Source organism: Streptomyces sp. NPDC059371 (assembly GCF_042751995.1).
GTDB lineage: Bacteria > Actinomycetota > Actinomycetes > Streptomycetales > Streptomycetaceae > Streptomyces.
This window is the reverse complement of the sequence record NZ_JBHYXD010000052.1, coordinates 1-25,046: the sequence shown is the minus strand read 5'-3', so window position 1 is coordinate 25,046 and position 25,046 is coordinate 1. Positions and strand designations below refer to the sequence as shown.

General features: G+C 72.3%; 20 protein-coding genes. 11 read left to right on the top strand and 9 right to left on the bottom strand.

The annotated features are described in order from the left end of the window. Positions 1-37 precede the first annotated feature (37 nt). From ACFXGX_RS26025 to mce, 3 genes are all read right to left on the bottom strand, one after another. A complete protein-coding gene (locus ACFXGX_RS26025) occupies positions 38-973 on the bottom strand; it encodes a cellulose-binding protein (RefSeq protein WP_384795463.1) in 936 nt (311 codons plus the stop codon). 271 nt (positions 974-1,244) lie between these two features. Further along, positions 1,245-5,090, bottom strand: a complete 3,846-nt coding sequence (gene scy / locus ACFXGX_RS26020; protein ID WP_384795461.1) for a polarized growth protein Scy — start codon at positions 5,088-5,090, stop codon at positions 1,245-1,247. A 243-nt stretch (positions 5,091-5,333) separates the two neighbouring features. Continuing rightward, a complete protein-coding gene (mce, locus tag ACFXGX_RS26015) occupies positions 5,334-5,774 on the bottom strand; it encodes a methylmalonyl-CoA epimerase (protein WP_384795459.1) in 441 nt (146 codons plus the stop codon). 148 nt (positions 5,775-5,922) lie between these two features. Here mce and ACFXGX_RS26010 point away from each other — a divergent pair, with 148 nt between their 5' ends. The 3 genes from ACFXGX_RS26010 to ACFXGX_RS26000 all read left to right on the top strand — a co-directional run bounded on the left by ACFXGX_RS26010 (position 5,923) and on the right by ACFXGX_RS26000 (position 10,275). Further along, positions 5,923-7,125, top strand: a complete 1,203-nt coding sequence (locus ACFXGX_RS26010; RefSeq protein WP_384795457.1) for an acetyl-CoA C-acetyltransferase — start codon at positions 5,923-5,925, stop codon at positions 7,123-7,125. A gap of 40 nt (positions 7,126-7,165) precedes the next feature. Next, positions 7,166-8,122 carry a methylmalonyl Co-A mutase-associated GTPase MeaB gene (gene meaB, locus ACFXGX_RS26005; protein ID WP_355760557.1) on the top strand — a complete coding sequence of 319 codons (957 nt, stop codon included), beginning with the start codon at positions 7,166-7,168 and terminating at the stop codon, positions 8,120-8,122. 863 nt (positions 8,123-8,985) lie between these two features. Beyond that, positions 8,986-10,275, top strand: coding sequence for an MFS transporter (locus ACFXGX_RS26000; RefSeq protein WP_384795455.1), 1,290 nt, complete (start codon positions 8,986-8,988; stop codon positions 10,273-10,275). Positions 10,276-10,316: 41 nt separating this feature from the next. Here ACFXGX_RS26000 and ACFXGX_RS25995 read toward each other — a convergent pair whose 3' ends face one another. The 4 genes from ACFXGX_RS25995 to ACFXGX_RS25980 form a co-directional block, all read right to left on the bottom strand. After that, positions 10,317-10,793, bottom strand: a complete 477-nt coding sequence (locus ACFXGX_RS25995; RefSeq protein ID WP_384795453.1) for a MarR family winged helix-turn-helix transcriptional regulator — start codon at positions 10,791-10,793, stop codon at positions 10,317-10,319. Between the two features lie 104 nt (positions 10,794-10,897). Then, on the bottom strand, positions 10,898-11,698 hold the full coding sequence (locus ACFXGX_RS25990) for an AIM24 family protein (protein WP_384795451.1): 801 nt from the start codon (positions 11,696-11,698) through the stop codon (positions 10,898-10,900). Then, positions 11,695-12,345 carry an AIM24 family protein gene (locus ACFXGX_RS25985; RefSeq protein WP_384795449.1) on the bottom strand — a complete coding sequence of 217 codons (651 nt, stop codon included), beginning with the start codon at positions 12,343-12,345 and terminating at the stop codon, positions 11,695-11,697. Before ACFXGX_RS25985 ends, ACFXGX_RS25990 begins: the two co-directional genes overlap by 4 nt. A 1-nt stretch (position 12,346) precedes the next feature. Further along, positions 12,347-12,979, bottom strand: coding sequence for an AIM24 family protein (locus ACFXGX_RS25980; RefSeq protein WP_355760553.1), 633 nt, complete (start codon positions 12,977-12,979; stop codon positions 12,347-12,349). Positions 12,980-13,171: 192 nt separating this feature from the next. Between ACFXGX_RS25980 and ACFXGX_RS25975 the strand changes: the two genes are divergently transcribed. The 4 genes from ACFXGX_RS25975 (at position 13,172) to ACFXGX_RS25960 (ending at position 17,772) form a co-directional block, all read left to right on the top strand. Beyond that, positions 13,172-13,516, top strand: a complete 345-nt coding sequence (locus ACFXGX_RS25975; protein ID WP_384795447.1) for a DUF3817 domain-containing protein — start codon at positions 13,172-13,174, stop codon at positions 13,514-13,516. Beyond that, positions 13,513-13,806 (top strand): MTH1187 family thiamine-binding protein, encoded by a 294-nt coding sequence (locus tag ACFXGX_RS25970; protein ID WP_384795445.1) that lies wholly within the window; start codon positions 13,513-13,515, stop codon positions 13,804-13,806. The genes ACFXGX_RS25975 and ACFXGX_RS25970 overlap by 4 nt, the downstream gene beginning before the upstream one ends. 231 nt (positions 13,807-14,037) lie before the next feature. Continuing rightward, a complete protein-coding gene (locus ACFXGX_RS25965) occupies positions 14,038-15,813 on the top strand; it encodes a glycosyltransferase family 2 protein (protein WP_384795518.1) in 1,776 nt (591 codons plus the stop codon). Positions 15,814-15,816: 3 nt separating this feature from the next. Further along, entirely contained in the window at positions 15,817-17,772 is a 1,956-nt protein-coding gene (locus tag ACFXGX_RS25960; protein WP_384795443.1) for a galactose oxidase-like domain-containing protein, read from the top strand. An 89-nt stretch (positions 17,773-17,861) separates the two neighbouring features. Here the strand turns inward: ACFXGX_RS25960 and ACFXGX_RS25955 are convergent, their stop codons facing one another. After that, positions 17,862-18,860 (bottom strand): glycoside hydrolase family 6 protein, encoded by a 999-nt coding sequence (locus ACFXGX_RS25955; RefSeq protein WP_384795441.1) that lies wholly within the window; start codon positions 18,858-18,860, stop codon positions 17,862-17,864. A 122-nt stretch (positions 18,861-18,982) separates the two neighbouring features. Continuing rightward, a complete protein-coding gene (locus tag ACFXGX_RS25950; RefSeq protein ID WP_384795439.1) occupies positions 18,983-19,966 on the bottom strand; it encodes a DUF5937 family protein in 984 nt (327 codons plus the stop codon). Between the two features lie 72 nt (positions 19,967-20,038). Here ACFXGX_RS25950 and ACFXGX_RS25945 point away from each other — a divergent pair, with 72 nt between their 5' ends. The 4 genes from ACFXGX_RS25945 (at position 20,039) to ACFXGX_RS25930 (ending at position 24,819) form a co-directional block, all read left to right on the top strand. After that, positions 20,039-21,472 (top strand): MFS transporter, encoded by a 1,434-nt coding sequence (locus tag ACFXGX_RS25945; protein ID WP_384795437.1) that lies wholly within the window; start codon positions 20,039-20,041, stop codon positions 21,470-21,472. Between the two features lie 557 nt (positions 21,473-22,029). Further along, positions 22,030-22,539 (top strand): MarR family winged helix-turn-helix transcriptional regulator, encoded by a 510-nt coding sequence (locus tag ACFXGX_RS25940; RefSeq protein ID WP_384795435.1) that lies wholly within the window; start codon positions 22,030-22,032, stop codon positions 22,537-22,539. 167 nt (positions 22,540-22,706) lie between these two features. Next, positions 22,707-23,045 (top strand): DUF3817 domain-containing protein, encoded by a 339-nt coding sequence (locus ACFXGX_RS25935; protein ID WP_384795432.1) that lies wholly within the window; start codon positions 22,707-22,709, stop codon positions 23,043-23,045. A gap of 73 nt (positions 23,046-23,118) precedes the next feature. After that, a complete protein-coding gene (locus ACFXGX_RS25930; RefSeq protein ID WP_384795430.1) occupies positions 23,119-24,819 on the top strand; it encodes a methylmalonyl-CoA mutase in 1,701 nt (566 codons plus the stop codon). Positions 24,820-25,046 lie beyond the last annotated feature (227 nt).

Genomic DNA, 25,046 nt, shown 5'->3' with positions numbered 1-25,046 from the left:
TCGGTGAGGGAGCGGGCCCTGGTGTCGTGCTGTGCGGTTACCGGGACTGCTGTGCCGGAACCCCGCGGGTGATCGGCTCGTCCTCCGCCGGGCCGGTGGCGGCGGCCACCGCGGCGCCCGTGAGCGTCGCGAGCATCTCGCGGACGTTCGTGAGCTGCGCGTTGATCGAGTCGCGGCGGTTGGTGAGGGCGGCCAGCTCGCGCTCGGACTCCGAACGGATACGGTCGGCCTTGGCGTTGGCGTCGGCCACGATGTCCTCGGCCTGGCGCTGAGCCGTCTCCACCGTCTGGCGGGCGCGGCGCTCGGCGTCCGTGCGCAGCTTCTCGGCCTCCAGGCGGAGCTGCTCCGCGCGGTGCTCGATCTCCGCGAGGCGCTTCTCGGCCTTGGCCTGACGCGAGGCCAGGTCGCGCTCGGACTGCTCGCGGCGCTTGGCGAGGTTCGTCTCGAAATCGGCGGCGGCCTGGGCGGCCTTGGCGCGGGTCTCCTCGAAGAGGGCGTCCGCCTCCTCGCGCTTGGAGGACGCGTCCTTCTGCGCTTCAGAGCGCAGCTGAGAGGCGTCGCTCTTGGCCTTCTCGACGATCCGGACGCCCTCGTCCTCCGCCTTGGACTTGCGGTCCGCGGCGAACGACTCGGCGTCGTTGCGCACCTGCTGAGCCGCCGACTCGGCGAGCTCACGGTGCTGCTCGGACGCGCGACGGGCCTCCTCGCGCAGGTCCTTGGCCTCCTCCTCGGCGAGGCGGAGGATCTTCTCGACGCGGGCGCCCAGACCGGCGTACGACGGCTCGGCGTCGCTCACCTGGGCCTGGGCGTTCTGCGTTTCGAGATGGAGTTCCTCGATGCGCTTTTCGAGGGCGGTGATACGGGCCAGAGCGCTGTCACGGTCGGAGACGAGCTTCGAGATGCGTTCGTCCACCTGAGCGCGGTCGTATCCACGCCGCACAAGCTCGAAGCCGTAGGGGGAAGTGTCGCTCATGGGGTTCCTGTCGAATGAGACCGGTGAGGTGATAGGTGGAATCCTAGGGGGCAATGCGGTGTGTCATCGAGCGGATACGTGTTTGATCTGGAGAATGACACTCCTTTTGGGTGGCCGGCTGTCGGAAGGCTTGCCAGAACCTGTGACAAACCTCCCAGAAAGCACCTGAATCCGTGCTTCCCGCCAGGGCCTGTCCGGCGGACAGGTCCCGAAGCCACCGCGCGTCCGGCACTCAGGCCCCGGACGAGCCGCCTGATCCGGACGGCAGGCCCTAGCTCTCCGACGCCTTGCCGCCCGAACGGGCCGCCCCCGCGGCCGCGGCCGCCTTCACCCCGCCGTCCTTGCCACCAGGGGCCTCGAAGGACTCCAACGCCTCAAGGACGTCCTGGACACGGGAGATCTCCGTGTTGATGTCCTCGCGCCGGCGGACCAGGACCTCCAGGTCGCGCTTGCCCTCCTCGACGGCGGCCTTCGCCTCCTGAATGGCCTCGGACCTGATCTTCTCCGCCTCGGTGACGAGCGAGGACTTCTTCTGCTCGGCCTCCTTGAGGAGCCCCTCGGCCTTGCGCACGGCCGCGATCCGGACCTTGCTCGCCTCGGAGTTCGCCTCCGCCATCAGGTCCTTGGCCTTCGCCTCGGCCTCCGCGAGCTGGTCCTCGGCGGCCTTGATGAGCGCGTCGCACCGGTCGCCCGCGTTCTTCATCGCCTCGGACGACTCACGGCGCGCCCGCTCGTGCAGATCCTCGATCTCGGACGTGACCCGGTCGCGCAGCTCCTCCGCGCGCTCCCGGATCGCCGTGGCGTCCCGGCGCGCGCCGACCAGCAGCTCGTCCGCGTCCGCACGGGACCGCTCCACCCGCGTGTTGCCCTCGACGGTCGCCTCCGAGACGAGCCGCTCGGCCTCGCCACGCGCCACCCCGACCATGGTGTCGGCCTGCGACTCGGCGTCCGCCGTCATCTTCTGCGCGCTCTGCTGCGCGTCCGAGAGCAGCTTGTCCGCCTCGGACGCCGTCTCGGAGATGAGCGTGTCGACCTGCTCGGCCGCCTCGGAGCGCTTCTTGTTGGCCTCCTGGCGTGCCTCGTCCAGCAGGCGCTCGGACTCCTCGCGCGCCGCCGTCGTACGCCGCTCGCCCTCCTCCGTCGCCCGCACCTTGAAGCGCTCGGCCTCGGTGCGGATCCGCTCGGAGTGCTGCTGGGCGGAACCGACCGCCTCGGCGGCCTCGGCGCGCAGCCGCTCCGCGTCACCGGTCGCGTCCGAGATGAGCTTCTCGGCCTTGGCCACGGACTCGGCGCGTACCCGCTCGGCCTCGGCCGCGGTCTCGATCCCGAGCCGCTCGGCCTCCGCCGTCGCCTCGGTGATGAGCGTGTCCACCTGCGCGGCCGCGTCCGAACGGATCCGGTTCGCGTCCTCCCGGGCGTCCGCACGGGTGCGCGCGGCGTCCTGGTCGGCGTTCGCGATGGCGTCCGACACCTCGGTGCGCACCCGCTGGGCGTGGTCGGAGGCGTCCGAGCGCATCCGCTCCGCCTCCGCGATCGCTTCCGCGACCGTGCGCTCCGCGAGCGCGCTCGCGGCCTCCCGCTCCTCGTTCGCCTCGCGCCGCATCCGCGCCGCGTCCTCGCCGGCCCGCTCGCGCTCGGCGTACGCGTCGGCGCGGACCCGGTCCGCCTCCTCCTGCGCCTCGGTGCGCGTACGGTCCGCCACGTGCTCGGCGGCCGAGCGCAGCCCGGTGATCTCCTCCTGGGCCTGCTCGTGCAGCCCCGCCACCGAGTCCCGCACCTGCTGCGCGGTCTGCTCGGCGTTGGAGACCATCTCGGTCGCGCGCCGGTCGGCCTCCTCGACCAGCCGTACGGCCTCGGTCTGGGCCTCCTCGACCCGCTTGCGCGCGGACGCCAGCAGTTCCTCGCTCTGCTCGCGGGCCCGCTCGCGCTCCTGGTCGGCCTCCTGGCGCGCCGAACCGAGGGTCTCCTCGGCCTCGCGGCGGCGCCGGGCGGCCTCCTCCTGGGCGGCGGCCAGCGTCTCGGCACCCTCGGCCGCCAGACGCTCGGCCGCGGCCTGCGCCTCGCCGCGCACGCGGTCGGCGCTGTCCTGGGCCTCCGACTTGAGCCGCTCGGCCTCCGCCGCGGCCTCCGAACGCAGCCGTACGGCGACGGTCTCGCCCTCGGCACGGGACGCCGCCGCGTCCGCCGCGGCCTCGTCGCGCCGCCGGTCGGCCTCCGTCTCGGCCTGGGCCTGGAGCGTACGGATCCGCTCGGCGGACTCCGAACGCAGCCGGTCGATCTCCTCGGAAGCCTCGCGGCGGATCCGCTCGGCCTCCGCCCGCGCGTCGGTCAGCGCCTGCTCGGCACCGGCCAGACGCTCCTCGGTCTCCGTGTGCTGCCGGGCCAGCCCCTCGGCGGCCTCGGCCTGACGGGCCTCTATGGCCCGCTCGGTCTCCTCGCGCTGCCGCTCGGCGGCCCGCTCCGCGTCGGCCGCGATCGTCTCGGCCTGCTCCTCGGCGTCCGCGCGGTGCCGGTCGGCCTCCGCACGGGTCCGCTCCAGCGTCTCCTCGGCCTGCCGGCGCAGCGTCGTGGCGCGCTCGATGGCCTCGGTGCGGACCTTCTCGCTGTCCGCCGTGGCGGCCTGGCGCAGCTCGTCCGCGTCCGCCTTGGCCTTGCCGAGCAGTTCCTCGGCGGTCCGGGCGCCTTCCTCGATCTGCTGGACAGCCTCGCGCCGGGCCTCGGCGCGGATGCGCTCGCCCTCGGCGACCGCGTCCGAACGAAGCTGCTCCGCGTCCCCGCGCAGCCGCCGCGCCTCCTCCTGGAGCTCGACGGTCTTGGCGCGGTACTCCTTGGTGTCGTCCTTCGCCGTGCCCTTGAGCTGCGCGGCGATGTCGTGGGCCTCGGCGCGCAGCCGGTCGGCCTCGGTCTCCGCCTCGGTACGGATCCGCTCGGCCTCCTCGGAGGCCGCCTTCGTGGTCCGCTTGGCTTCCTCGGACGCCTTGTCCAGTACGTCCTCGGCGGTACGGGCCGCCTTGGCGAGCTGGGAGGCGGTCTCCTCGGCGGTGAGGCTGCGGGCGCTCTCCTCGGCCTCCGCGACGATCGTCTCGGCCTTGCTGCGGGCGTCCGCGACGATCTGCTCGGCCTCGGACTTGGTGGTCTCGGCCTCCTGGTTGGCCTCGCCGACCAGCCGGGCGACCTGCTCCTTCGCGGTCCGGGTGCGCTGTTCGTTGACCGACTCGGCGTTCGCGATCGTCTTCGCCGCGGCGTCCTTGGCCTCGGTGAGGACCTTGTCCGCCTCGGTCTGGGCCTCGCGCAGCGCCGTCTCGGCGGCGCTCATCCGCTGCTCGGCGGCGCGGCTCAGCTCGCCGGCCTGACGGCGGGCGTTGTCCGACTCGCTCGCCGTGCTGCTGCGGAGCTGCTCGGCGTGGTCGGTGGCCTCCTGGGCCTGCGTCGAGGCGGCGTTCAGCAGCCGCTCGGCGTCCGTGCGGGCACGGCGCAGCAGCGCCTCGGCCTCCGCGCGGGCCGTCTCGGCGTCGGTGGTGAGCCGCTGGCGCGCCTCGGCGGCGACCCGTTCGGCCTCCGTGCGGGCGGCGGCGAGCGCCTGCTCGGCCTCGGCGCGCGACTCGTCCAGCAGCCGGCGGGCCTGGGACTCGGAGCGGGCGCGGAGCTGCTCCGCCCACGCCACGTTCTCGTTGACGTGCGACTCGACGGTCTGGCGGCGCTCCGCCAGCTCCTGGTCGAGCTGCTGACGCCGGGTGACGGCCTCCTGGTGCAGCTCGGCCTGGAGCCGGGCGGAGTGCTCGGCGTGCTCCTGGAGGAGACGCTGGGTCTGCGCCCGTGCCTGGCTGATCTCGCGCTCGGCGTCGACGCGAAGCTGGTCGGCCTGCATCTGGGCATTACGGAGCATCTGCTCGGCCTGATAGCCGATGTCGGCCCCGTCATAGGCAGGACGGGTCGCCAGACTGCGGCGCGCCTCGTGCAGCTTGGCGCGCAGCACCTCGACCTGATAGCCGCGGTCCTCGGCGTGCTGGACGGCCTTCTCCCGCTCGGTCTTCAGCCGTTCCATCTCGGCCTCGAACCGAGAGAGGTGGTCGACGTCAGCCGCCGGCTCTCGCTCCTGGCGTTCGTAGCCCCGCACTGCGCGGTCCCATCCGTCCCCTGGTCGCATCTGATTCCGAACGAGCACCGTTCTTCCGCCGAACGGGGCCCCCGGGGAATGGTGTCAGATCAACGGCGGAGCAAGGGCTGTCGCCCCGACGCTCGCCCCCCGAAACCTGGACCCCGGCCCATGGTCCCGCTCACCGGAAGGCGCCAGGACCACGGCCGTCCCCCGCGAAAGGCGACGGCCGACCCCAACCCTACCGGCCCAGATATACGGAGGTCAGTGCTCAGGTGACTCAACCGCCGCCGAAGTGACCAGTTCTGTCAGTACGCCGTGACAATCCTTGGGGTGCAGGAACGTGATCCGGGACCCCATGGACCCGGTCCGGGGCTGGTCGTAGAGCACCCGGACGCCCTTGGAGCGGATGTCGGCGGCGTCACCGTCGACGTCCGCGGTGCCGAAGGCGATGTGGTGCACGCCCTCGCCGTTCTTGGCCAGCCACTTGCCCACGGCCGAGTCCTCGCGGGTGGGTTCCAGCAGCTGGAGGTAGGAGGCGCCGCCGTCGGACGTCTCGTTGATCTTGAGCATGGCCTCTCGCACGCCCTGCTCCTCGTTGATCTCGGAGTGGAAGACTTCGAAGCCGTACGTCGCACGGTAGAACTCGACAGTCTTGTCGAGGTCGAAACAGGCGATCCCGATGTGGTCGATTCGCGTCAGCATGGAGTCAGTGCAGCGCTCCCGGCGTGGTTACGCAACGTGCGCGCGATCACACTGCGGGCCGGATGACGGGTGGCCTACCGCTCAGTACATTCTCAGTAAACCCTCGTTCACTCCTCGGCTGTGCAAGCCGGTAAGGGGATCGCACCTCATGTCTGGAACGAACAGCAACACCTCGGTGATCGTCGCGGGCGCCCGTACGCCCATGGGACGGCTGCTGGGCTCGCTGAAGTCCTTCTCCGGGGCCGACCTCGGCGGCTTCGCGATCAAGGCAGCCCTCGACCGCGCGGGCATCGGCGGCGACCAGGTGCAATACGTGATCATGGGCCAGGTGCTCCAGGCCGGGGCAGGGCAGATCCCGGCGCGCCAGGCCGCCGTCAAGGCGGGCATCCCCATGAACGTCCCGGCGCTCACCATCAACAAGGTGTGCCTCTCCGGCCTGGACGCCATCGCCCTCGCGGACCAGCTCATCCGCGCCGGCGAGTTCGACATCGTGGTCGCCGGCGGCCAGGAGTCCATGACGAACGCCCCGCACCTGCTCCCGAAGTCCCGTGAGGGCTTCAAGTACGGCGCCATCGAGATGCTCGACGCCATGGCGTACGACGGTCTGACGGACGCCTTCGAGAACATCGCCATGGGCGAGTCGACGGAGAAGCACAACACCCGTCTCGGCATCCAGCGTCCGGTGCAGGACGAGATCGCCGCCCTGTCCCACCAGCGCGCGGCCGCCGCCCAGAAGAACGGCCTCTTCGAGGCGGAGATCACACCGATCGAGATCCCGCAGCGCAAGGGCGAGCCGGTCGTCTTCAGCAAGGACGAGGGCATCCGCGCCGAGACGACCGCCGAGTCGCTCGGCAAGCTGCGCCCCGCCTTCGCCAAGGACGGCACCATCACCGCCGGCACTGCCTCCCAGATCTCGGACGGCGCGGCCGCCGTGGTCGTGATGAGCAAGGCCAAGGCGCTGGAGCTCGGCCTGGAGTGGATCGCGGAGATCGGCGCCCACGGCAACGTGGCCGGCCCGGACAACTCCCTGCAGTCGCAGCCCTCGAACGCGATCCTGCACGCCCTGAAGAAGGAGGGCCTGGAGGTCGAGGACCTCGACCTGATCGAGATCAACGAGGCCTTCGCGGCGGTCGCGGTCCAGTCAATGAAGGACCTCGGCGTGTCCACGGAAAAGGTGAACGTCAACGGCGGCGCCATCGCCCTCGGCCACCCGATCGGCATGTCCGGCGCCCGTCTGGTGCTGCACCTGGCCCTCGAACTGAAGCGGCGCGGCGGCGGCGTCGGCGCGGCCGCCCTGTGCGGCGGCGGCGGTCAGGGCGACGCGCTGATCGTGCGGGTGGCCAAGGCCTGACCCGCGCTCGACCGACCGACCTCTCGTGAACGGAGCTGTGATGCAGGACGTCTCCTCGCTGGTGACCCAGGCCAGGGAAGGACGGCCGCGGGCGGTGGCCCGGCTGATCTCCCTCGTGGAGGGTGCGGCACCGCAGCTCCGTGAGGTCATGGCCGCGCTGGCCCCGCTGGCCGGCAACGCGTACGTGGTGGGCCTCACCGGCTCGCCAGGTGTCGGCAAGTCGACCTCGACGTCGGCGCTGGTGACGGCCTACCGCCGGCAGGGCAAGCGGGTCGGCGTGCTGGCCGTCGACCCGTCCTCGCCGTTCTCCGGGGGCGCGCTCCTCGGCGACCGCGTCCGGATGTCCGACCACGCCTCGGACCCGGGCGTCTACATCCGCTCGATGGCCACGCGCGGGCACCTGGGCGGGCTGGCCTGGTCGGCCCCCCAGGCGATCCGCGTCCTGGACGCGGCGGGCTGCGACGTGATCCTGGTCGAGACGGTGGGCGTCGGTCAGTCGGAGGTGGAGATCGCCTCCCAGGCCGACACCTCCGTCGTCCTCCTCGCCCCCGGCATGGGCGACGGCATCCAGGCCGCCAAGGCGGGAATCCTGGAGATCGGCGACGTGTACGTCGTCAACAAGGCCGACCGTGACGGGGCCGACGCCACCGCCCGCGAGCTCAACCACATGCTCAGCCTCGGCGAGTCCCGCGGGCCGGGGGACTGGCGCCCGCCGATCGTCAAGACGGTCGCCGCACGCGGCGAGGGCATCGACGAGGTCGTCGAGGCCCTGGAGAAGCACCGGGCGTGGATGGAGGAGCGCGGTGTCCTGGCCGAGCGCCGGCTCGCGCGGGCGTCCCAGGAGGTCGAGACGATCGCCGTCACCGCGCTGCGCCGCCGCATCGGCGACCTCCACGGCGACCGCCGCCTGAGCACCCTCGCGGAGCGCATCGTCGCCGGCGAACTCGACCCGTACGCGGCGGCGGACTCCCTGATCGAGGGCCTGAAGGAAGCCTGACCCGCACCAGCGGCTCCGGCCCGCACCGCCGAGCCGATCCGACGGGCGCCGCCGATCCGGCCCTGACACCGAGCCGGTACCGGGGTAGAGGGCGGGGGGGGGAGTAGAGGCCCATCGCCGGGGCCGGGGCGGGGGGGGGGGGGTCACGGCCACGGGGCCCCGCCCCGCCCGCCCGCCCGGCCCCGGGGGGGCCCGCCTCCCGGCCCCCCCCCGCCCGCGGCCGGGGCTTTCGGGGGCGGCCGGGCCTCGCGCCCCCCCTCGCCGGTCCAGGGCCTGGCGGAGAGCTGAACCGCAACCGGAGGTCCCGGGAGCGACGCGGAGTTGAAGCCGCCGGCGCGACGGCGGGCGGTACTGCTCCGCGTGCGGCGCGGCGCGCCCCGGCGTGCTGAGGTGCGAGGCGGTGCGCCGTACACCGCCGAGTGCACCCGCCGGGACCTCGCGCCCCCTGCCGGGCAACTCGGCGCGGCGCGCCGGGAGGTGGCGGCCAGGGGAGCGCAGCGATCGCGGTGCTTTCGGGCGCGGTGGTGCCCGAGAACGCCCGTCGGACGGCGGACCGGCGCGATGTGCCGCGACGCGCGCCCGCGGCCGGTGCCCCGCGCGGACACCGAGGCGAGCGTCCGGGGCAGGGCGTTTCCGTTCGGCGGCGCGGGAGCCGGCGGGACGGTTCCGTTCGGCGGCGCGGGAGCCGGCGGCGCGGGCGGGAAATCCCTGGCCGGGTCGTCGTGGGCGCTGTTACGTTGAGGGCATGTTCCTCCTCTTGGCGTAGCGGCCGCTCAGGCCCGCGACGTGGACACAGCACCGTGGCTGTGGCGTCGCGGCACTCCGGCGACCCCCGCCCGCCTCGGTGTTGAGGAACTCCACCCATGTCTGCGTCACCCTCGCGGCCGTCCTACGCCGCGCTCTTCCGCATGCCCCACGCCCGCCGCACCTTCGCGGCGGCCATGACCGGCCGTCTCTCGTACGGCGTCGTCTCCCTGGCCATGATGCTCACCACGACCCGCGCCACCGGGTCGTACGCCGTGGCCGGCACGGTCATGGCGCTGTTCGGCGCGACGAGCGTGTTCCTGTCGCCCGCGCGGGCGGCGCTGATCGACCGGTACGGCGCCCGCCGTGCCCTGATCCCCATGGCCTCGCTCTACGCGGGCCTGCTCACGGCCTTCGCGGTCACCGCCTGGCGCCCCGGCGCTCCCGTGCAGGTGATCGGCGCGCTCGCGGTCGCCGCGGGTGCCTGCACCCCGCCGCTCGGCCCCACGATGCGCGCCGTGTGGGGCGAAGTGGTCCAGGACGAACGGCTGTTGCAGCGTGCCTACAGCCTGGACGGCGTCGTGGAGGAGATCCTTTTCGTCTCCGGTCCGCTGGTCGTCGGCGCGGTCGTGCGGACGGCGCCGCCCGCCGCCGCGGTCGCGCTCAGCGCCCTGCTGGTGTGGTCGGGAACCCTGGCCTTCGTCCTGTCCCCGCTCGTGGCGGGCGTTCGTCCGCCCGCGGCGCGAACGGCACGCGGCGGGCAGGGCGGGCGAAGCGGCCGGGCCCTGGGGCGTGTCCTGGCCCGGCCCGTCGTCGTGGCGTCGGGCGTCGGTCTCTCCCTCGGCGCGGTCGACCTCCTGGTCATGGCGTTCGCCGAGCGGCACCATCAGGGCGCGGGTGCGGTGGCCTGGGTGCTCGCCGCACTGTCGCTGGGCAGCGCCCTGGGCGGTCTGCTGAACGGCGCGGTCGACTGGCGCGCGGCCCCGGGCGTACGGCTGCCGCTGCTGGCCGGCGCGCTCGGCCTCGCCCTGCTCGGCGCGGGGCTCGCCCAGAGCCTCGGGGCGCTGGCCGTGGCCGTCGCCTGTGCCGGCTTCTTTGTCGCCCCGGCCCTGACGACGTCGTATCTGATGGCCGACGCGGCGGCCCCGCCGGGCTTTCGCACTCAGGCCGGCGCCTGGGTCAACACCGCGGTGAACGCCGGGAGTTCGGTGGGCACCGCCGGTGCCGGCCTGCTGGTGGGCCGGCTGCCGCTGGGGCTGTGCTTCGCGGTCTCGGGCGCGGCCGCGATGGCGGCGGCCCTGGCCTCGGTGCGGAGCGCACGGACCCCGCGTCCGGGTGCGGACGCGGGGGACCGTGCGGCCGGCGGCGCGCGGCCCGAGGTGACGGACGGCGCGCGACTGCCCGGCTGAGGACTTCCGTCGGGGCCGGGCCGAGGAGGCGGCGCCCGGTCCTACGGCTTGCCGCGCTGCCCCAGCAGGTGCTCGGCGATCGGGCGCAGCGACTTGTGCAGGTCCTCGAGCGCCTCGGGTGACAGCAGGTCGATGAAGTGCCGCCGCACGGACGACACATGATGCGGCGAGACCTTCTGCATGGTCTCCATGCCGTGCTCCGTGAGGACCGCGTACAGCCCCCGGCGGTCGGACTCGCAGTTCTCCCGGCGCACCAGGTCCGCGTTCTCCATACGCGTGATCTGGTGCGAGAGCCGGCTCTTGGACTGGAGGGTGGCGGACGCCAGGTCGCTCATCCGCAGGCGTACACCCTCCGACTCGGAGAGGTTCACCAGGATCTCGTAGTCGTTCATCGTCAGCCCGAACGGCTGAAGGTCCCTCTCAAGCTGGTACGTCAACAGCCTGTTGACCTCCAGGTGGGTGCGCCAGGCGCACTGCTCCGCATCGGTCAGCCAGCGTGTGGCCGTCTCGGTCTCCATGAATGAAGTCTACCTAAAATGTTGAAATGCGAACTAGTGAGGGGTTGTGTGACCGTGCGCACGTGTTCGACGTGCGTTCGACGTCACACTCCGCAGACTACCGCTCACAGCCCGAAGCGACGCTGGAGGTCCCCGAGCTGTCCGGGAAGGCGCGGTGCCCCGGCCTGCTGCCCGTGCTGACCGGGCGCCCCTCCCGCGCCGGGCACTCCCGCCTGGTGCGGGACCGCCCCCGTGGCCTGCTCGGCCATCAGGATCTCGGTGGACTGGAGCAGCACCGTGCCCGCTCCCACGAACTCGAACTGGTGCTCCTCGCCGGAGGCCCCTCCGAGGCCCGTCATCGCACGTAGACCGCCCATCACGCCTGTCATGTACCCGTGGTCGTAGTGGTGGCAGGGGGAGGGGCAGTCGGCCCAGCCGACGAGGGCCTGCGGGTCCACCCGGATCGGGGGTTCCATGAACACCACCGGACCGTTGGACGCGGCCACGAACTTGCCGGTTCCGATCAGTGTCAGAAAGCCCGGCACGATCGACTGCTTGAGCGCGAGACTTGGCTGAAAAGCGAGCAAGTTGCCGGAGCGAATGGTCAGGTTGCCGTCTTCGAGGTCGTACGAATTCACGTCGAAGGCCCGGTCGGCGAGCAGCATCTTGCCCGAGCCCTGTGCCACGACCCAGTCGCTCGCGTGCAGTGGCGAATGGAATGACGTACGGACAAGACGGTCAAGTCGGCCGTGCCCGATGCCGTTGAACTCCATCGTTCCGTAGTAGGCGATCATCTTGCCCTTCTGCAGGAACCACTCGCTCCCTTTGAGTTCCACGCAGAAGGTGTAGTTGTTGACGTTGTCGTCGACCGGCAGCGACATCGGATCGTGGATCACCGGACCGCCGGGGGCTCCGTACCCGCTCACAGCTTCTCCTCCGAGGCCTGGACGTACACCGAACCGCTGCCGCTCAGCTCCAGCTGGAACGCCTCGCCCGAACCGCGTCCCACCATGTCGCGCCAGCCCAGCGCCGTGGACAGCTTGTTGCGCACGTCGCCGTGGTGCGCCACGTACGCCTGCGGGTCGACGTGCACCGCCCGCTGCGGGGTGATCGGGACCTCGAAGACACCGCCGTGCGCCATGACGGCCACGGCCCCGTGCCCCTTGAGCGTGGTCGTGAAGAGTCCCTGACCCGTCACCTGACCCCGCACCATGCCCATGACGCCGCCCTGCGAGCCGAGGAACATCGTGCCCTGCTGGAGTGTCCCGTCGAAGGCCAGCAGCCGGTCCGCCTCCACGTACAACGTGTCACCTGTGAGACCGATCACGTGGACGTGGTGGCCGCCGTGCCCGAAGAGCACCGTGCCCGAACCCTCCACGGTCATGAGGGGGGTCGCCTCGTTGGCCAGGCGGCGGCCGATCATCGACATCACCCCGCCCTGCCCGCCCTGGATGTTCGGGGTGAACGACACCTCGCCCTTGTACGCGAGCATCGCGCCGCGCTGGCTGAACAGCCGCTGCCCCGGCAGGACCGTCGCCTCGACCACCTTCGAGTTCACCTCGCGGAACGCCATCTCACACATCCCCCGCGATCGTGTTGCGCTCACTGGGCTGGACGTAGACCAGCCCGTCGCCCTCGAAGCGCATCTGGAACGCCTCGCCGCCGCCCTCGCCGAGGAACGTGCGGAACGTCACACCGGACTGCAGCGACTGCCGCACATTGCCCTGGTGCGCGATGTAGGCCCCCGGGTCGACCGTCAGCGGGTACTGCGCGCTGACCCGCAGCACCACCGCGGGCCCGTCCGACGTGATCGCCGCCTGGCCGTGGCCCTCGACGGTGGTCGTGAACAGACCGTTGCCCTGCGAGGCGCCGCGCAGCCCCGTGAACGTCGTGCCCGTGCGCAGGCCCGTGTCCGTGGCGAGCAGATTGCTCGACTCCACGTACAGCTTGTCCCCCTGAAGGGCCACCAGATTGATCTCCGAGGCCCGGTCGGCGAACCAGCAGGTGCCGTGCCCCTTCACCTCCATCACCGTCATCTGCTCGCCGGTGAGGCGCCGGGTCACCATCCCCCGGAGTCCCTCACCGCCCCCGCTCAGCTTCTTGAAGGCCATCTGGCCGTCGTACGCGACCATGGAGCCGTTCTTCGCCTTCACGGCATCCCCGGTCATGTCGACGGCCAGCACCTTGCTGCCCTGAAGTCGAAACATCGCCACGCTGTGAAGGTAGCCGCACGGCCGGAGCACCGACAGAGCCCCCGGGTGGATCCCGTCCCTGATCCGCCCCCTAGGGGACCCGGACCCGGGATCCGGGTCTCCGGATGCCACAATGACCGGGGACGCTTGTGCTTGCGTTCACAAGGAAGCGTTTCCCCCGACAGCGAATCCCACCGAAGGTGACCCGTGGACATCAAGACCGCCACCGCACTCCGCCGGCTCCGCCTGGTCTCGGCCCCCGAGGCCGTTTCCTTCCTGCTGCTGCTCGTCTGCTCGGTGCTGAAGCGGACCACGGACTTCAACGCCGTCCCCGTGATGGGCGCGGTCCACGGCGTCCTCTTCATCCTGTACGTGATCTTCTGGGCGGACGCCTGGAACCGCGCCCGGTGGAGCGCCCGTACCGGCGTCCTCTACTTCTTCTTGTCGGTCCTGCCCACCGGCGGCTTCTTCGCCGAGCGCAAGCTCAAGCGCGAGGCCGAGGACGCGGTCGTCGCCTCCCGCGCCTTCGCGGAAGGGGCCGTGAAGGCATGATCGTCGCCTTCTCCGTGACACCGCTCGGCGTCGGCGACGACGTGGGGGAGTACGTCGCCGACGCGGTCCGCGTGGTCCGCGAGTCGGGCCTGCCCAACCGCACCGACGCGATGTTCACCTCGATCGAGGGTGAGTGGGACGAGGTGATGGCCGTCGTCAAGCGCGCCGTCGCCGCCGTCGAGGAGCGCGCGCCCCGCGTCTCGGTCGTCCTCAAGGCGGACATCCGCCCCGGCGTGACGAACGGCCTCACCTCCAAGGTCGAGACGGTGGAGCGGCACCTGTCGGCATGACCCCGGGGCGTGGCCCCGTACCCGGAACCCCGGTCCACCGGACCGGGGTTCTTTCGTGCCCGGACGGTGACGGTGAGACGAGGTGACGGAACCTCAGGGATCAAAGACCACCCGCCCGCCCGCCGCCGAACCCCTTCGGCCCCGCCCCGCTCGACGTGTCGTGAAAACTCCACTTATGTGTGGGTACCAGCCACCACGATCACCGGACTCGTTGAAGCACGGGAGGGCGATGTGCGGCCCGCGGGCTACGACTACGACACCTACAGCCGTCTCGCCGGACCCCTGACCGAGCCGTCCGGCACCGGCTACCGGGTGCGGTACACCAAGCTCCTGTCGAACGAGCCGCACCGAATAGGCGCCATCCTGCTGACGACCCTCGCCCCGGTCCTCACCGGCGCGCTCCTCGTCTACCTCGTCTGGCCCACCCACTGGGTGGGACGCGAGGGCGGCGCGCCCTGGCCGGCCGCCCTCGACACCGCGATGCTCGTCGCCATCGGCCTGATCGAACTCTTCATGGTCGTCAACGTCATGAGCATCGCCCACGCGACGATGGCCGCCCGCGACCCCGTGCCCGTCCGTCCCGCGCACGGGACCCGGGTCGCGTTCCTCACCACCTACGTCCCGGGAAAGGAACCCCTCGCCACGGTCCGCGCCACCCTCGAAGCCGCGGCCGGGCTCACTCACACCGGCCCCCTCGACGTCTGGCTGCTCGACGAGGGCGACGACGACCAGGCCAGAGCCCTCTGCGCCGAACTCGGCGTCCGGCACTTCACGCGGTTCGGCGTGCCCGAGTGGAACCGGCCCGAGGGAAGCCACAAGGCCCGCACCAAACACGGCAACTACAACGCGTGGCTCGACCTCTACGGGCACGCCTACGATTTCTTCGCCTCCGTCGACACCGACCACGTCCCGCTGCCCGGATTCCTCGAACGCATGATGGGCTACTTCCGGGACCCCGACGTCGCGTTCGTCGTCGGCCCCCAGGTGTACGGGAACTACGACAACCCCGTCACCAAGGCCGCCGAGTCCCAGCAGTTCCTCTTCCACGCCCTCATCCAGCGCGCCGGGAACCGCTACGGCTCACCCATGTTCGTCGGCACCAACAACGTCGTCCGGATCGCCGCGCTCAAGCAGATCGGCGGGCTGTACGACTCCATCACCGAGGACATGGCCACCGGGTTCGAGGTGCACCGGCACCGCAACCCCCGCACGGGCCGGCACTGGCGGTCCGTCTACACCCCGGACGTGCTCGCCGTCGGCGAGGGCCCCTCCACCTGGACCGACTTCTTCACCCAGCAGACGCGCTGGTCCCGCGGCACCTACGAGACCCTGATCAAGCAGTACGGGAAGGCGCTGTTCACCATGCCCCCCGGCCGGCTCCTCTCGTACACGCTGATGCTCCTCTACTACCCGATGACGGCCGTCAACTGGCTCCTGGGCATGCTGAGCTGCTTCCTGTTCCTGTGGTTCGGGGCGTCCGGGACACAGGTCACCGCGTCCGTGTGGCTGATGCTCTACAGCGACGCCGCCGCCCTGCAGATCTGTCTCTACCTGTGGAACCGGCGGCACAACGTCTCGCCGCACGAACCCGAGGGATCCGGCGGCCTGGCCGGCATGGCGATGTCGGCCTTGTCGGCCCCCATCTACCTGAAGGCGCTGGGCGAGGCGGTCGTCCGGCGCCCCAGCCGCTTCGTCGTCACCCCGAAGGGCCACGACGCGAGCCCCGACCGGCTCGGGACCTTCCGCGTCCATCTCGGCTGGGCCGCGCTGCTCGCCGTCTCGCTCGGCGCCTCGGCCGTCCTCGGCCACACCGACACGGCCATGCGGACCTGGGCGCTGCCGGCCATGGGCATCTCCCTCGCCCCGGTCGCGGTCTGGATCCGCACCCGCGTCGGCGAACGCCGCACCCGGCCCCCGGCACCCGCTCCCGTCCGCGTTCCCGACAGCCGGGACTCGGTGGCGGCCACGCCCGTCACGGTCACCGGCTCCACGACAGGAGGCACCTAGGCCATGGCCCACCGGCCCTCGAAGAAGACGAGGAAGACGCTGCTCGGCATCACGGGCATCGCCGTCCTCGCGGCGCTCAACGCCCCGGCCGCGCTCGGCTTCGCCGGTGAGACGTACCACGAGTACCAGATCTCCCGGCCCGCCTACACGGCGAAGTACGGCTCCTGGAGCAGTGTCGACATCCCCGCGCGGTACCGCACCAACGCGATCCACGCGGCCCTGCTGCACACCGGGAAGGTGCTCATCGTCGCCGGGTCGGGCAACGAGCAGAAGAAGTTCGACCAGGGGAGCTTCGACACGATCCTGTGGGATCCGAGGACGGACACCTTCAAGAAGATCCCCACGCCGGACGACTTCTTCTGCTCCGGGCACGCCCAGCTCCCCGACGGCAGGCTGCTCGTGGCCGGCGGCACCGCCCGTTACGAGAAGCTGGACGGCGAGGTCGTTCGGGCCGGCGGCGGCATGCGCGTGAAGAACGAGAACCCCGACAGGACGATCGTCCTCAAGAAGGGCACCGTCTTCCGCTCACCCGCCGGTGTCGACTACGTCAGCAGGGCCGACGTGACGGTCCCCAGGGCCAGACGGAACCAGATCATCACCTACGACCGCAACGGCGCCATGCGGCCCTGGCGGACCGAGGTCACCGCCGGAGAGGCCCGCGTCTTCGTCGAGGCCGAGGAGAAGGGACCGGGGTCCGTCACCGGCCGGCAGGCCCAGTACGAGATCGTCGGCCTGCGCGGCGAGGACGCGCACAACACGTACGGCCTCTCGGAGAAGATCACTCTGCGGAAGCAGGACTTCCAGGGCATCAGGGCCGCCTACGAGTTCGACCCGAAGGCCGAGCGGTACATCCCCGTCGACCCGATGGACAAGGCCCGCTGGTACCCGACCCTCGTGGGGCTCGACGACGGACGCGTCCTCGCCGTCTCCGGCCTCGACGACGTCGGGGTCGTCGACCCCGGCGACACCGAGATCTACGACCCGGTGACGAAGAAGTGGGGCCCCGGACCCCACCGCTACTTCCCCACCTATCCGGCCCTCTTCCTCACCCGGGGCGGCAAACTCTTCTACCCGGCCTCCAACGCCGGGTACGGACCCGCCGACCAGGGGCGCGAGCCGGGCCTGTGGGACCCGCGGACCAACACCTTCCAGAAGGTGCCCGGCCTGCGGGACGCCGACCTGACGGAGACCTCCGCGTCGGTCCTGCTCCCGCCCGCCCAGGACCAGAAGGTGATGATCCTCGGCGGCGGAGGCGTCGGCGAATCCCGGAAGTCCACCGCCCGCACCGCCGTCGTCGATCTGAAGAAGGACAGCCCGGCCTTCGAGGACGGCCCCGACCTGCCCCAGGGCACCCGCTATCTGAACAGCGTGATCATGCCGGACGACACCGTCTTCACCACCAACGGCTCCCGGGACTACCGCGGCCGCGGCGCCAGCAACATCCTCAAGGCGCAGTTCTACGATCCCCGCACCAACACCTTCCGCGAGGCCGCGTCCCCGCGCGTGGGCCGCAACTACCACTCCGAGGCGCTGCTCCTGCCCGACGGCCGTGTCGCCACCTTCGGCTCCGACCCGCTCTTCGACGATCGGCGGAACACCAAACTGGGCCACTTCGAACAGCGCATGGAGGTCTTCACCCCGCCGGCCCTGCACCGCGACGGCGCGGACCGCCCGGTGCTGGGGCGCGGCCCCGAGGAACTCGACGTGCACCACCGGGCGACCTTCGCCGCCGGCCACCCCGAACGGGTCGTCAAGGCCCGGCTGATGCGGCCGAGCGCCGTCACCCACACCACGGACGTCGAACAGCGGTCCATCGAGCTGGGGCTGACGAAGACGGCGGAGTCGGTCACCGTCGACGTGCCGACGGACCCGGCGCTGGTGCCGCCGGGCTGGTACATGCTCTTCGTGACGGACGCGCGGGGCACGCCGTCCGAGGCGAAGTGGATCCACGTCAGGTGACGCCCGATGCCCGATGCCCGATGCCCGATGCCGGATGCCGGATGCCGGATGCGGGATGCCGGGCGCCCGGCGCCGGACCGCCGCGGCCGTCAGCCGCCGGAGCCGCGCGTCAGCCCCAGGGCGTACTCCGGCCACCACCGGCCGGCCGCCGGTCCGCCCCCGCACTCCCCGTCCGACTCGCCGGGCCGCTTGATCCAGAGGTAGGCGTCGAGGACGGGCTCGCCGGTGGCCGTGGTCGGCGGGGTGCCCAGCGCCCGGCCCGGCGGGTTGCACCACACCCCCTCCAGCGGGCCGTTGCCGTTGCGGCTGGTGTCGACGACGAAGTGCTTGCCGCCGAGCCGTGCGGAGAGACGGACGCCGTACTCCCTGCTGACCTTGTCCGTCTGGAAGTTGGACACGTTGAGCGCGAAGCCGTCGGCGTGCGCGATGCCCGCGCGTTCCAGGGGCTCGACCAGCTTCTCCGCGTCGGGGATCCAGGACGGGTTCCCGGCGTCCAGGTACACCTTGGTGCGCGGCCGGCCCTTCAGCCGGACGACCGCCTCGCTCAGCAGTCGCTCGCGCTCGTCGTGGTACTCGGCGGGCGTGCAGCCGTCCACGACGTGGGCGATCGCGTCCGGCTCCAGGACCACCAGGGCCGGGCCGCCACCGAGGGCGTCGGCGAACGCGCCGATCCACCGGCGGTAGGCGTCCGCGTCCGCCGCCCCGCCCGCCGAGTGCCGGCCGCAGTCCCGGTGCGGGATGTCGTACGCGACGAAGAGCGCCGTCCGCCCTTCCCGGGCCGCGGCCGCGGTCGCCGACCGGACGGCCGGACCCGGGTCGAGCTCGCCCGCCGGCCACAGGGCGACGGGCTCGTCCGCGATCCGTTCCAGCAGCGTGGCGTCCTCGGCCCGGCCCTGCCGGCGCCACAGCTCGATCTGCCGGGCCGCCGGGCCCCGCGGGTCGACCCAGAAGGGTGAGCGGGCGGCGGGGCCCGACCGCTGCGAGGCGCCACCGGTGACCGGGGCCCGGCCGGCCTCGGGCTCGGGCGTGCAGCCCGCCGTGAGCGCGAGCACCGCGAGGACCGCGAGGGCGTGGATCAGCCGGGGCATGCTGCTCCCTTGCGCGAAGGTGATGAACGGTCACCAATCGTGGCACAACGGTGCATTACCGCGAGGGAGGTCGCGTGGCGCGGTGGGGCCCCACGACACCGGTCCTGCCGGCGGCCCTTCCGTCAGTCGCCGCCCGAGGCCAGCGCGATCCCGAGCGGAGTCCGCTCGTACAGCACCTGGTGCCCGTAGCGGCGCGAGACGAGCAGGCCCGCGTCGCGCAGGGCGGTGAGATGCGCGGAGACCGACGACGGAGCGAGACGCAGCCGATGCGCGAGCGAGGTCGTCCCGGCCGGTTCGTCGAGCGCGGTGAGCACGCCGGCCCGGCCGCGCCCGAGGAGTCGTACGAGCGCCTCGGGGGTACGGTCCGCCGGCTCGGTCCACAGGCCGCCGATGCCGCGCGCGGGGTAGACGAGCGTCGCCTGCCACGGAGGCTCGAAGCCGCTGATCACGTCCGGCCAGGAGAACACGCTCGGCATGAGGACCAGACCCCGGCCGGCCAGGTGCCGTTCGTGCCGGCCCCCGACCTCGACGGTCAGCGTGTGCGAGCGCCAGCCGAAACGCCGGTCGATCTCCGGCAGGAGCCCGCCGAGGCCGACCTCGGCGAGCCGCCGGGAGTGGAAGGCGACATCGGCGTCCAGCAGGGCGCGCAGCCGCGGCCAGTCCGGTTCGACGAGGGTGTGCCAGGCCTGTTCCAGCAGGTCCGTCAGATCCCGCACCATGCGGGCCGGGTCGGCCAGCAGGGCCCGGCCGCGGGGTGAGGCCAGGGCGCTGGGGGTGTCGGCGAGCGACCGCGCGCTCTCCTCGCGGGCCACGTCCGGGTCGGCCGCGCGGATGGCGGCGATCTCCTCCTCGAAGCTCGCCGCCGGGCCCAGCGGGGGCGGTCCGAGCCAGTCGGGGGAGTAGCCGCGCTGCGGCATCAGCAGCCACAGCGGGGCGAGGTCGAGCCCGGCGGCCGCCGCGCGCATGCGGCGCAGCCAGGGTGCGTGATAGCCGTGCCGCGCGGGCCGGTTGAGCGTGCGGACCGCCTCCTGCGTCTCCCACAGCGGCGACACCGCGAACCGGCAGTTGAGAAGGTCGTCCTCCCCGAAGTGCAGCAGTGACGGCATGAACGACCCCAGAAGATTCGGCTGACGCCGAAACTTTACGCGGACGGAACGGGGCCGGGCACGCTGTCGCCCATGCCGGAAGCAGAGACGAAGGGCACGACGACCGTGCCCACCGCGGCGCGGGCCGCCGACGGGAACACCGCGCCGCCCGCCACGGGGAACCCGACCACACCGACGGAGGGCGCCGCGGGGAGGTCTGCCGGGCCCGCCTCGGAGGGCGCCGTCGGGCCGGTGGCGCCCCCGGCGGAGAGCGACCCGGCGACGGTGCCCGCGCGGACCGGGTACGGTCCCGTGTTCGCCGTGCCCGAGTTCCGCGCCGTCTTCGTGGCACACGCGTTCTCGCTGCTCGGGCTCGTCGTCAGCGAGATCGCCCTCTCCGTCCTCGTCTACGGGCTGACGGGCTCCCCGCTGCTCAGCGCCCTGACCTTCGCGCTCGGCTTTCTGCCCTACCTGATCGGCGGGACCCTGCTCGCGGGCGTCGCGGACCGCTTCCCGGCCCGCCGGGTCCTGGTCGTGTGCGATCTGGTGTGCGCTGGCTGCGTGGCCGTCATGGTGCTGCCGGGCGCGCCCGTCGCGGTGCTGCTCGTGATGCGGGCCGCGCTCGCCCTGGTCGCCCCGGTCTTCCAGGGGACGCGGACGGCGACCCTCTCGGACGTCCTCGGCGACGGGGAACTGTTCGTGCTCGGCCGCTCCCTGCTGCGGATCCTGTCGCAGAGCGCGCTGCTCGCCGGCTTCGGGACCGGCGGCCTGCTGCTCACCGTCGTCTCCCCGCGCCACGCGCTCCTCGTCACCGTGTGCACCTTCCTCGCCTCGGCGGCCCTGCTGCGCTTCGGCACCCGCCGGCGGCCCGCGCGGGCGGACCGGGGGCAGGCGCTCGTGCGCGACTCCCTGCGCGGTGCCAGGCAGGTGCTGGCCGACCGGCGGATCCTGGTGCTGCTCCTGCTGTTCTGGGTGCCGTCGATGTTCGTGGTCGCGCCGGAGGCGCTGGCGGCGCCGTACGCGGAGGGGCTCGGGGCCGGCACGGCCGGGCTGGGCCTGCTGATGTGCGCGCTGCCCGTCGGCACGATCGCGGGGGAGCTGTTCGCCGGTTCCCGGCTGCGGCCGGTGACCCGGGGCCGGATCACGCTTCCGCTGGTCTGCGTCACGCTGCTGCCGTACGCCGCGTACGCGCTGCGGCCCGGTCTCGGCTGGACGCTGGTCCTGCTGGTGCTCGCGGGCGCCGGATCCGCGTACACCCTCGGCCTGGACCAGTGGTTCGTGCGGGCGGTGCCGGACGAACTGCTGGGGCGGGCCATGACGTTGAACACGGCCGGGCTGATGACCCTCCAGGGCGTGGGGATGGCCCTGTCGGGCGTGGTGGCGGAGTTCGCCGGCGTGCGGGCGACGATCGTGGGCGCGGGCGTTCTGGGGACCGTGGCCTGCGCGGCCCTGGCGATGGCGGCCCGACGCACGGACCCCGACGCGAAGCGGAACGAGGGGAACCCCGAGGACAACGGGGAGCGCTGAGCAGACCTACGGCCCCACCCCGACCGTCCGGCTACGGCCCCGCCCCGACCGTCCGGCTACGGTCCCACCCCCGACCGTCCGGCCACGGTCCTACCACCGCAGCCGAATCGCCGTCGCGCCCCCCGCAGCCGAACCGCTGTCGTGCCCCCCGCAGCCGAACCGCTATCCCGCCCCCCCCGGAGCCGCTGTCGCGCCCCGGACCCGTCCCCGAACCGTCGTCGCGGGCCCCGAACCTCGCCCCGCCCCTCGGACCCCGCCGTCGCGGGCCCCGAATCCGCCCCCCGCAGTCGCGCTCCCGGACCCGCCCCCGACCCCGCCGTCACGGGCCCCGGACCCGCCCCCGACCCCGCCGTCACGGGCCCCGAATCCGCCCCCCGGACCCCGCCGTCGCCGTTCCCCGGGCCGCTCCGGCACTGTCGTCGCGGCCCGGGACGGCAGGGCCGGCCCCGGGGTCACGGGCGGGCCCGGATCCGTCCCGGGACCCGTTCCCGTAGGGGCGGAGACCGAAAATTGAGACGGGGCTGACCACGATGTGACCGGCCGGTAAGGTCGTCGGCGTGCCGAAGCCGCTCAGCCTTGCCTTCGATCCCATCGCCCGCGCCGACGAACACTGGCGCCAGCGCTGGGGTGCCGTGCCGTCCATGTCCGCGATCACCTCGATCATGCGCGCGCACCAGATCCTGCTCGCCGAGGTGGACGCGGTCGTCAAGCCGTACGGGCTGACCTTCGCGCGCTACGAGGCGCTGGTGCTCCTCACCTTCTCCAAGGCGGGCGAGCTGCCGATGTCCAAGATCGGCGAGCGGCTCATGGTGCATCCGACGTCCGTCACGAACACGGTGGACCGGCTGGCGCGGTCCGGGCTCGTCGACAAGCGGCCGAACCCGAACGACGGCCGGGGCACCCTCGCCTCCATCACGGACAAGGGCCGTGAGGTCTGCGACGCGGCCACCCGGGATCTGATGTCGATGGACTTCGGGCTCGGGGTCTACGACGCGGAGGAGTGCGCGGAGATCTTCGCGATGCTGCGTCCGCTGCGCGTCGCCGCCCGCGACTTCGACGAGGCGTAGCCGGCGGGCGGGCCGCGGGCGCACGGAGTCGGGCCGGCCGCGGGGGCACGGAGTCGGCGTCGGGCCGGCCGCGAGGACACGGCCTCGGTGACGGGCGCGGGGAGCCCGGGGCGACGTGGCGTGGGGGCGCGTGAAGATCGGCCGAAAAGCGTGGTTACCCTCGTGCCATGAAGAAGAGCGTGTTGACCCGGTACCGCGTCATGGCCTACGTCACCGGCGTGCTGCTGGTTCTGCTGTGCCTCAGCATGATCGCCAAGTACGGCATGGGCCTGGACGGGGCCGCGGACTTCACCCGCGTCGTCGCCATCGCGCACGGCTGGCTGTACGTCGTCTACCTGATCTTCGCCTTCGACCTGGGTTCCAAGGCGAAGTGGCCGGTCGGCAAGCAGCTCTGGGTGCTGCTGGCGGGCACGATTCCCACGGCCGCCTTCTTCGTGGAGCGCAGCATCAGCCACGAGCTGGAGTCCAAGGTCGCGGACGGTACTCCCGCGGTCGTCGAGGCCTGACCCACACCGCCGTACGCACCGTACGGCGGTTTGCCATCGACAATTACTAGGACGTCCTAGTAAATTCGAGGGTATGGACGCTCACGCCATCGAGGAAGGCCGCCGACGCTGGCAGGCCCGCTACGACGCGTCGCGCAAGCGCGACGCCGACTTCACCACGCTCTCCGGCGATCCCGTGGAGCCGGTGTACGGTCCCCGGCCGGGGGACAACTACGAAGGCTTCGAGCGGATCGGCTGGCCCGGGGAGTACCCCTTCACGCGCGGCCTGTACGCGACCGGCTACCGGGGACGTACATGGACCATCCGGCAGTTCGCCGGGTTCGGCAACGCCGAGCAGACCAACGAGCGGTACAAGATGATCCTCGCCAACGGCGGCGGGGGCCTCTCGGTGGCCTTCGACATGCCGACGCTGATGGGCCGCGACTCGGACGACCCCCGTGCGCTCGGCGAGGTCGGGCACTGCGGTGTCGCGATCGACTCGGCGGCCGACATGGAGGTCCTGTTCCAGGACATCCCGCTTGGTGACGTCACCACGTCGATGACGATCAGCGGTCCCGCCGTGCCGGTCTTCTGCATGTACCTGGTCGCCGCCGAGCGGCAGGGCATCGATCCCGCCGTGCTGAACGGCACGCTCCAGACCGACATCTTCAAGGAGTACATCGCGCAGAAGGAGTGGCTCTTCCAGCCCGAGCCGCATCTGCGCCTCATCGGCGACCTGATGGAGCACTGCGCCGAGAAGATCCCCGCGTACAAGCCGCTGTCCGTCTCCGGCTACCACATCCGTGAGGCCGGCTCCACGGCCGCGCAGGAGCTCGCCTACACGCTGGCGGACGGCTTCGGTTACGTGGAGCTGGGGCTGTCCCGCGGGCTCGACGTGAACGTCTTCGCCCCCGGTCTCTCGTTCTTCTTCGACGCGCACGTCGACTTCTTCGAGGAGATCGCCAAGTTCCGCGCGGCCCGCCGGATCTGGGCCCGCTGGATGCGCGGCGTGTACGGCGCCACCTCCGAGAAGGCGCAGTGGCTGCGTTTCCACACGCAGACCGCCGGCGTCTCGCTGACGGCCCAGCAGCCCTACAACAACGTCGTGCGCACCGCCGTGGAGGCGCTCGCGGCGGTCCTCGGCGGCACGAACTCGCTGCACACCAACGCCCTGGACGAGACGCTGGCCCTGCCCTCCGCGCAGGCCGCGGAGATCGCCCTGCGCACGCAGCAGGTGCTCATGGAGGAGACCGGCGTCGCCAACGTCGCCGACCCGCTGGGCGGTTCCTGGTACGTCGAGCAGCTCACCGACCGGATCGAGGCCGACGCCGAGAAGATCTTCGAGCAGATCAGGGAGCGCGGGCTGCGGGCGCACCCGGACGGCAAGCACCCCATCGGTCCCATCACCTCCGGCATCCTGCGCGGGATCGAGGACGGCTGGTTCACCGGCGAGATCGCCGAGTCGGCGTTCCAGTACCAGCGGTCGGTGGAGAAGGGCGACAAGCGGGTCGTCGGGGTCAACGTCCACCACGGGTCCGTGACCGGCGACCTGGAGATCCTCCGGGTCAGCCACGAGGTGGAGCGCGAGCAGGTGCGGGAGCTGGCCTCGCGCAAGGAGGGTCGCGACGAGGCCGCGGTGCGTGGCGCGCTGGACGCCATGCTCGCCGCGGCGCGCGACGGTTCCAACATGATCGCCCCCATGCTGGAGGCGGTCCGCGCCGAGGCGACGCTGGGCGAGATCTGCGGAGTCCTGCGCGACGAGTGGGGCATCTACACGGAACCGGCGGGCTTCTGACCCACCCCGGGCAGCCGGGCGTCCCTGGCTGCCCGGCGTCCCTGCCTGCCCGGCTGCCCGGCGTCCGGGCCGGCCCGGGGCTCCGGGCCCTCGCGCCACCAGCGAGGCCCGCCCGGCGCGAGGCAGACCTTTCCTCGCCCCCTCCGCCCCTACCCGTCCCGTACCCGGGGGCTCCGCCCCCGGACCCCCCGCTCCTCAAACGGCGGAGGGGCTGGTTTTTCGTGGCC

Excerpts from the sequence above, each read along its gene's own strand:
- ACFXGX_RS25995 (WP_384795453.1), bottom strand. The coding sequence starts at position 10,793 with ATGGAGACCGAGACGGCCACACGCTGGCTGACCGATGCGGAGCAGTGC.
- ACFXGX_RS25960 (WP_384795443.1), top strand. The coding sequence starts at position 15,817 with ATGGCCCACCGGCCCTCGAAGAAGACGAGGAAGACGCTGCTCGGCATC.
- ACFXGX_RS25985 (WP_384795449.1), bottom strand. The coding sequence starts at position 12,345 with ATGGCGTTCCGCGAGGTGAACTCGAAGGTGGTCGAGGCGACGGTCCTG.
- mce (WP_384795459.1), bottom strand. The coding sequence starts at position 5,774 with ATGCTGACGCGAATCGACCACATCGGGATCGCCTGTTTCGACCTCGAC.
- ACFXGX_RS25930 (WP_384795430.1), top strand. The coding sequence starts at position 23,119 with ATGGACGCTCACGCCATCGAGGAAGGCCGCCGACGCTGGCAGGCCCGC.
- ACFXGX_RS26000 (WP_384795455.1), top strand. The coding sequence starts at position 8,986 with ATGTCTGCGTCACCCTCGCGGCCGTCCTACGCCGCGCTCTTCCGCATG.
- ACFXGX_RS25955 (WP_384795441.1), bottom strand. The coding sequence starts at position 18,860 with ATGCCCCGGCTGATCCACGCCCTCGCGGTCCTCGCGGTGCTCGCGCTC.
- meaB (WP_355760557.1), top strand. The coding sequence starts at position 7,166 with ATGCAGGACGTCTCCTCGCTGGTGACCCAGGCCAGGGAAGGACGGCCG.
- ACFXGX_RS25935 (WP_384795432.1), top strand. The coding sequence starts at position 22,707 with ATGAAGAAGAGCGTGTTGACCCGGTACCGCGTCATGGCCTACGTCACC.
- ACFXGX_RS25945 (WP_384795437.1), top strand. The coding sequence starts at position 20,039 with ATGCCGGAAGCAGAGACGAAGGGCACGACGACCGTGCCCACCGCGGCG.
- ACFXGX_RS26025 (WP_384795463.1), bottom strand. The coding sequence starts at position 973 with ATGAGCGACACTTCCCCCTACGGCTTCGAGCTTGTGCGGCGTGGATAC.
- ACFXGX_RS26010 (WP_384795457.1), top strand. The coding sequence starts at position 5,923 with ATGTCTGGAACGAACAGCAACACCTCGGTGATCGTCGCGGGCGCCCGT.
- ACFXGX_RS25980 (WP_355760553.1), bottom strand. The coding sequence starts at position 12,979 with ATGTTTCGACTTCAGGGCAGCAAGGTGCTGGCCGTCGACATGACCGGG.
- ACFXGX_RS25950 (WP_384795439.1), bottom strand. The coding sequence starts at position 19,966 with ATGCCGTCACTGCTGCACTTCGGGGAGGACGACCTTCTCAACTGCCGG.
- ACFXGX_RS25970 (WP_384795445.1), top strand. The coding sequence starts at position 13,513 with ATGATCGTCGCCTTCTCCGTGACACCGCTCGGCGTCGGCGACGACGTG.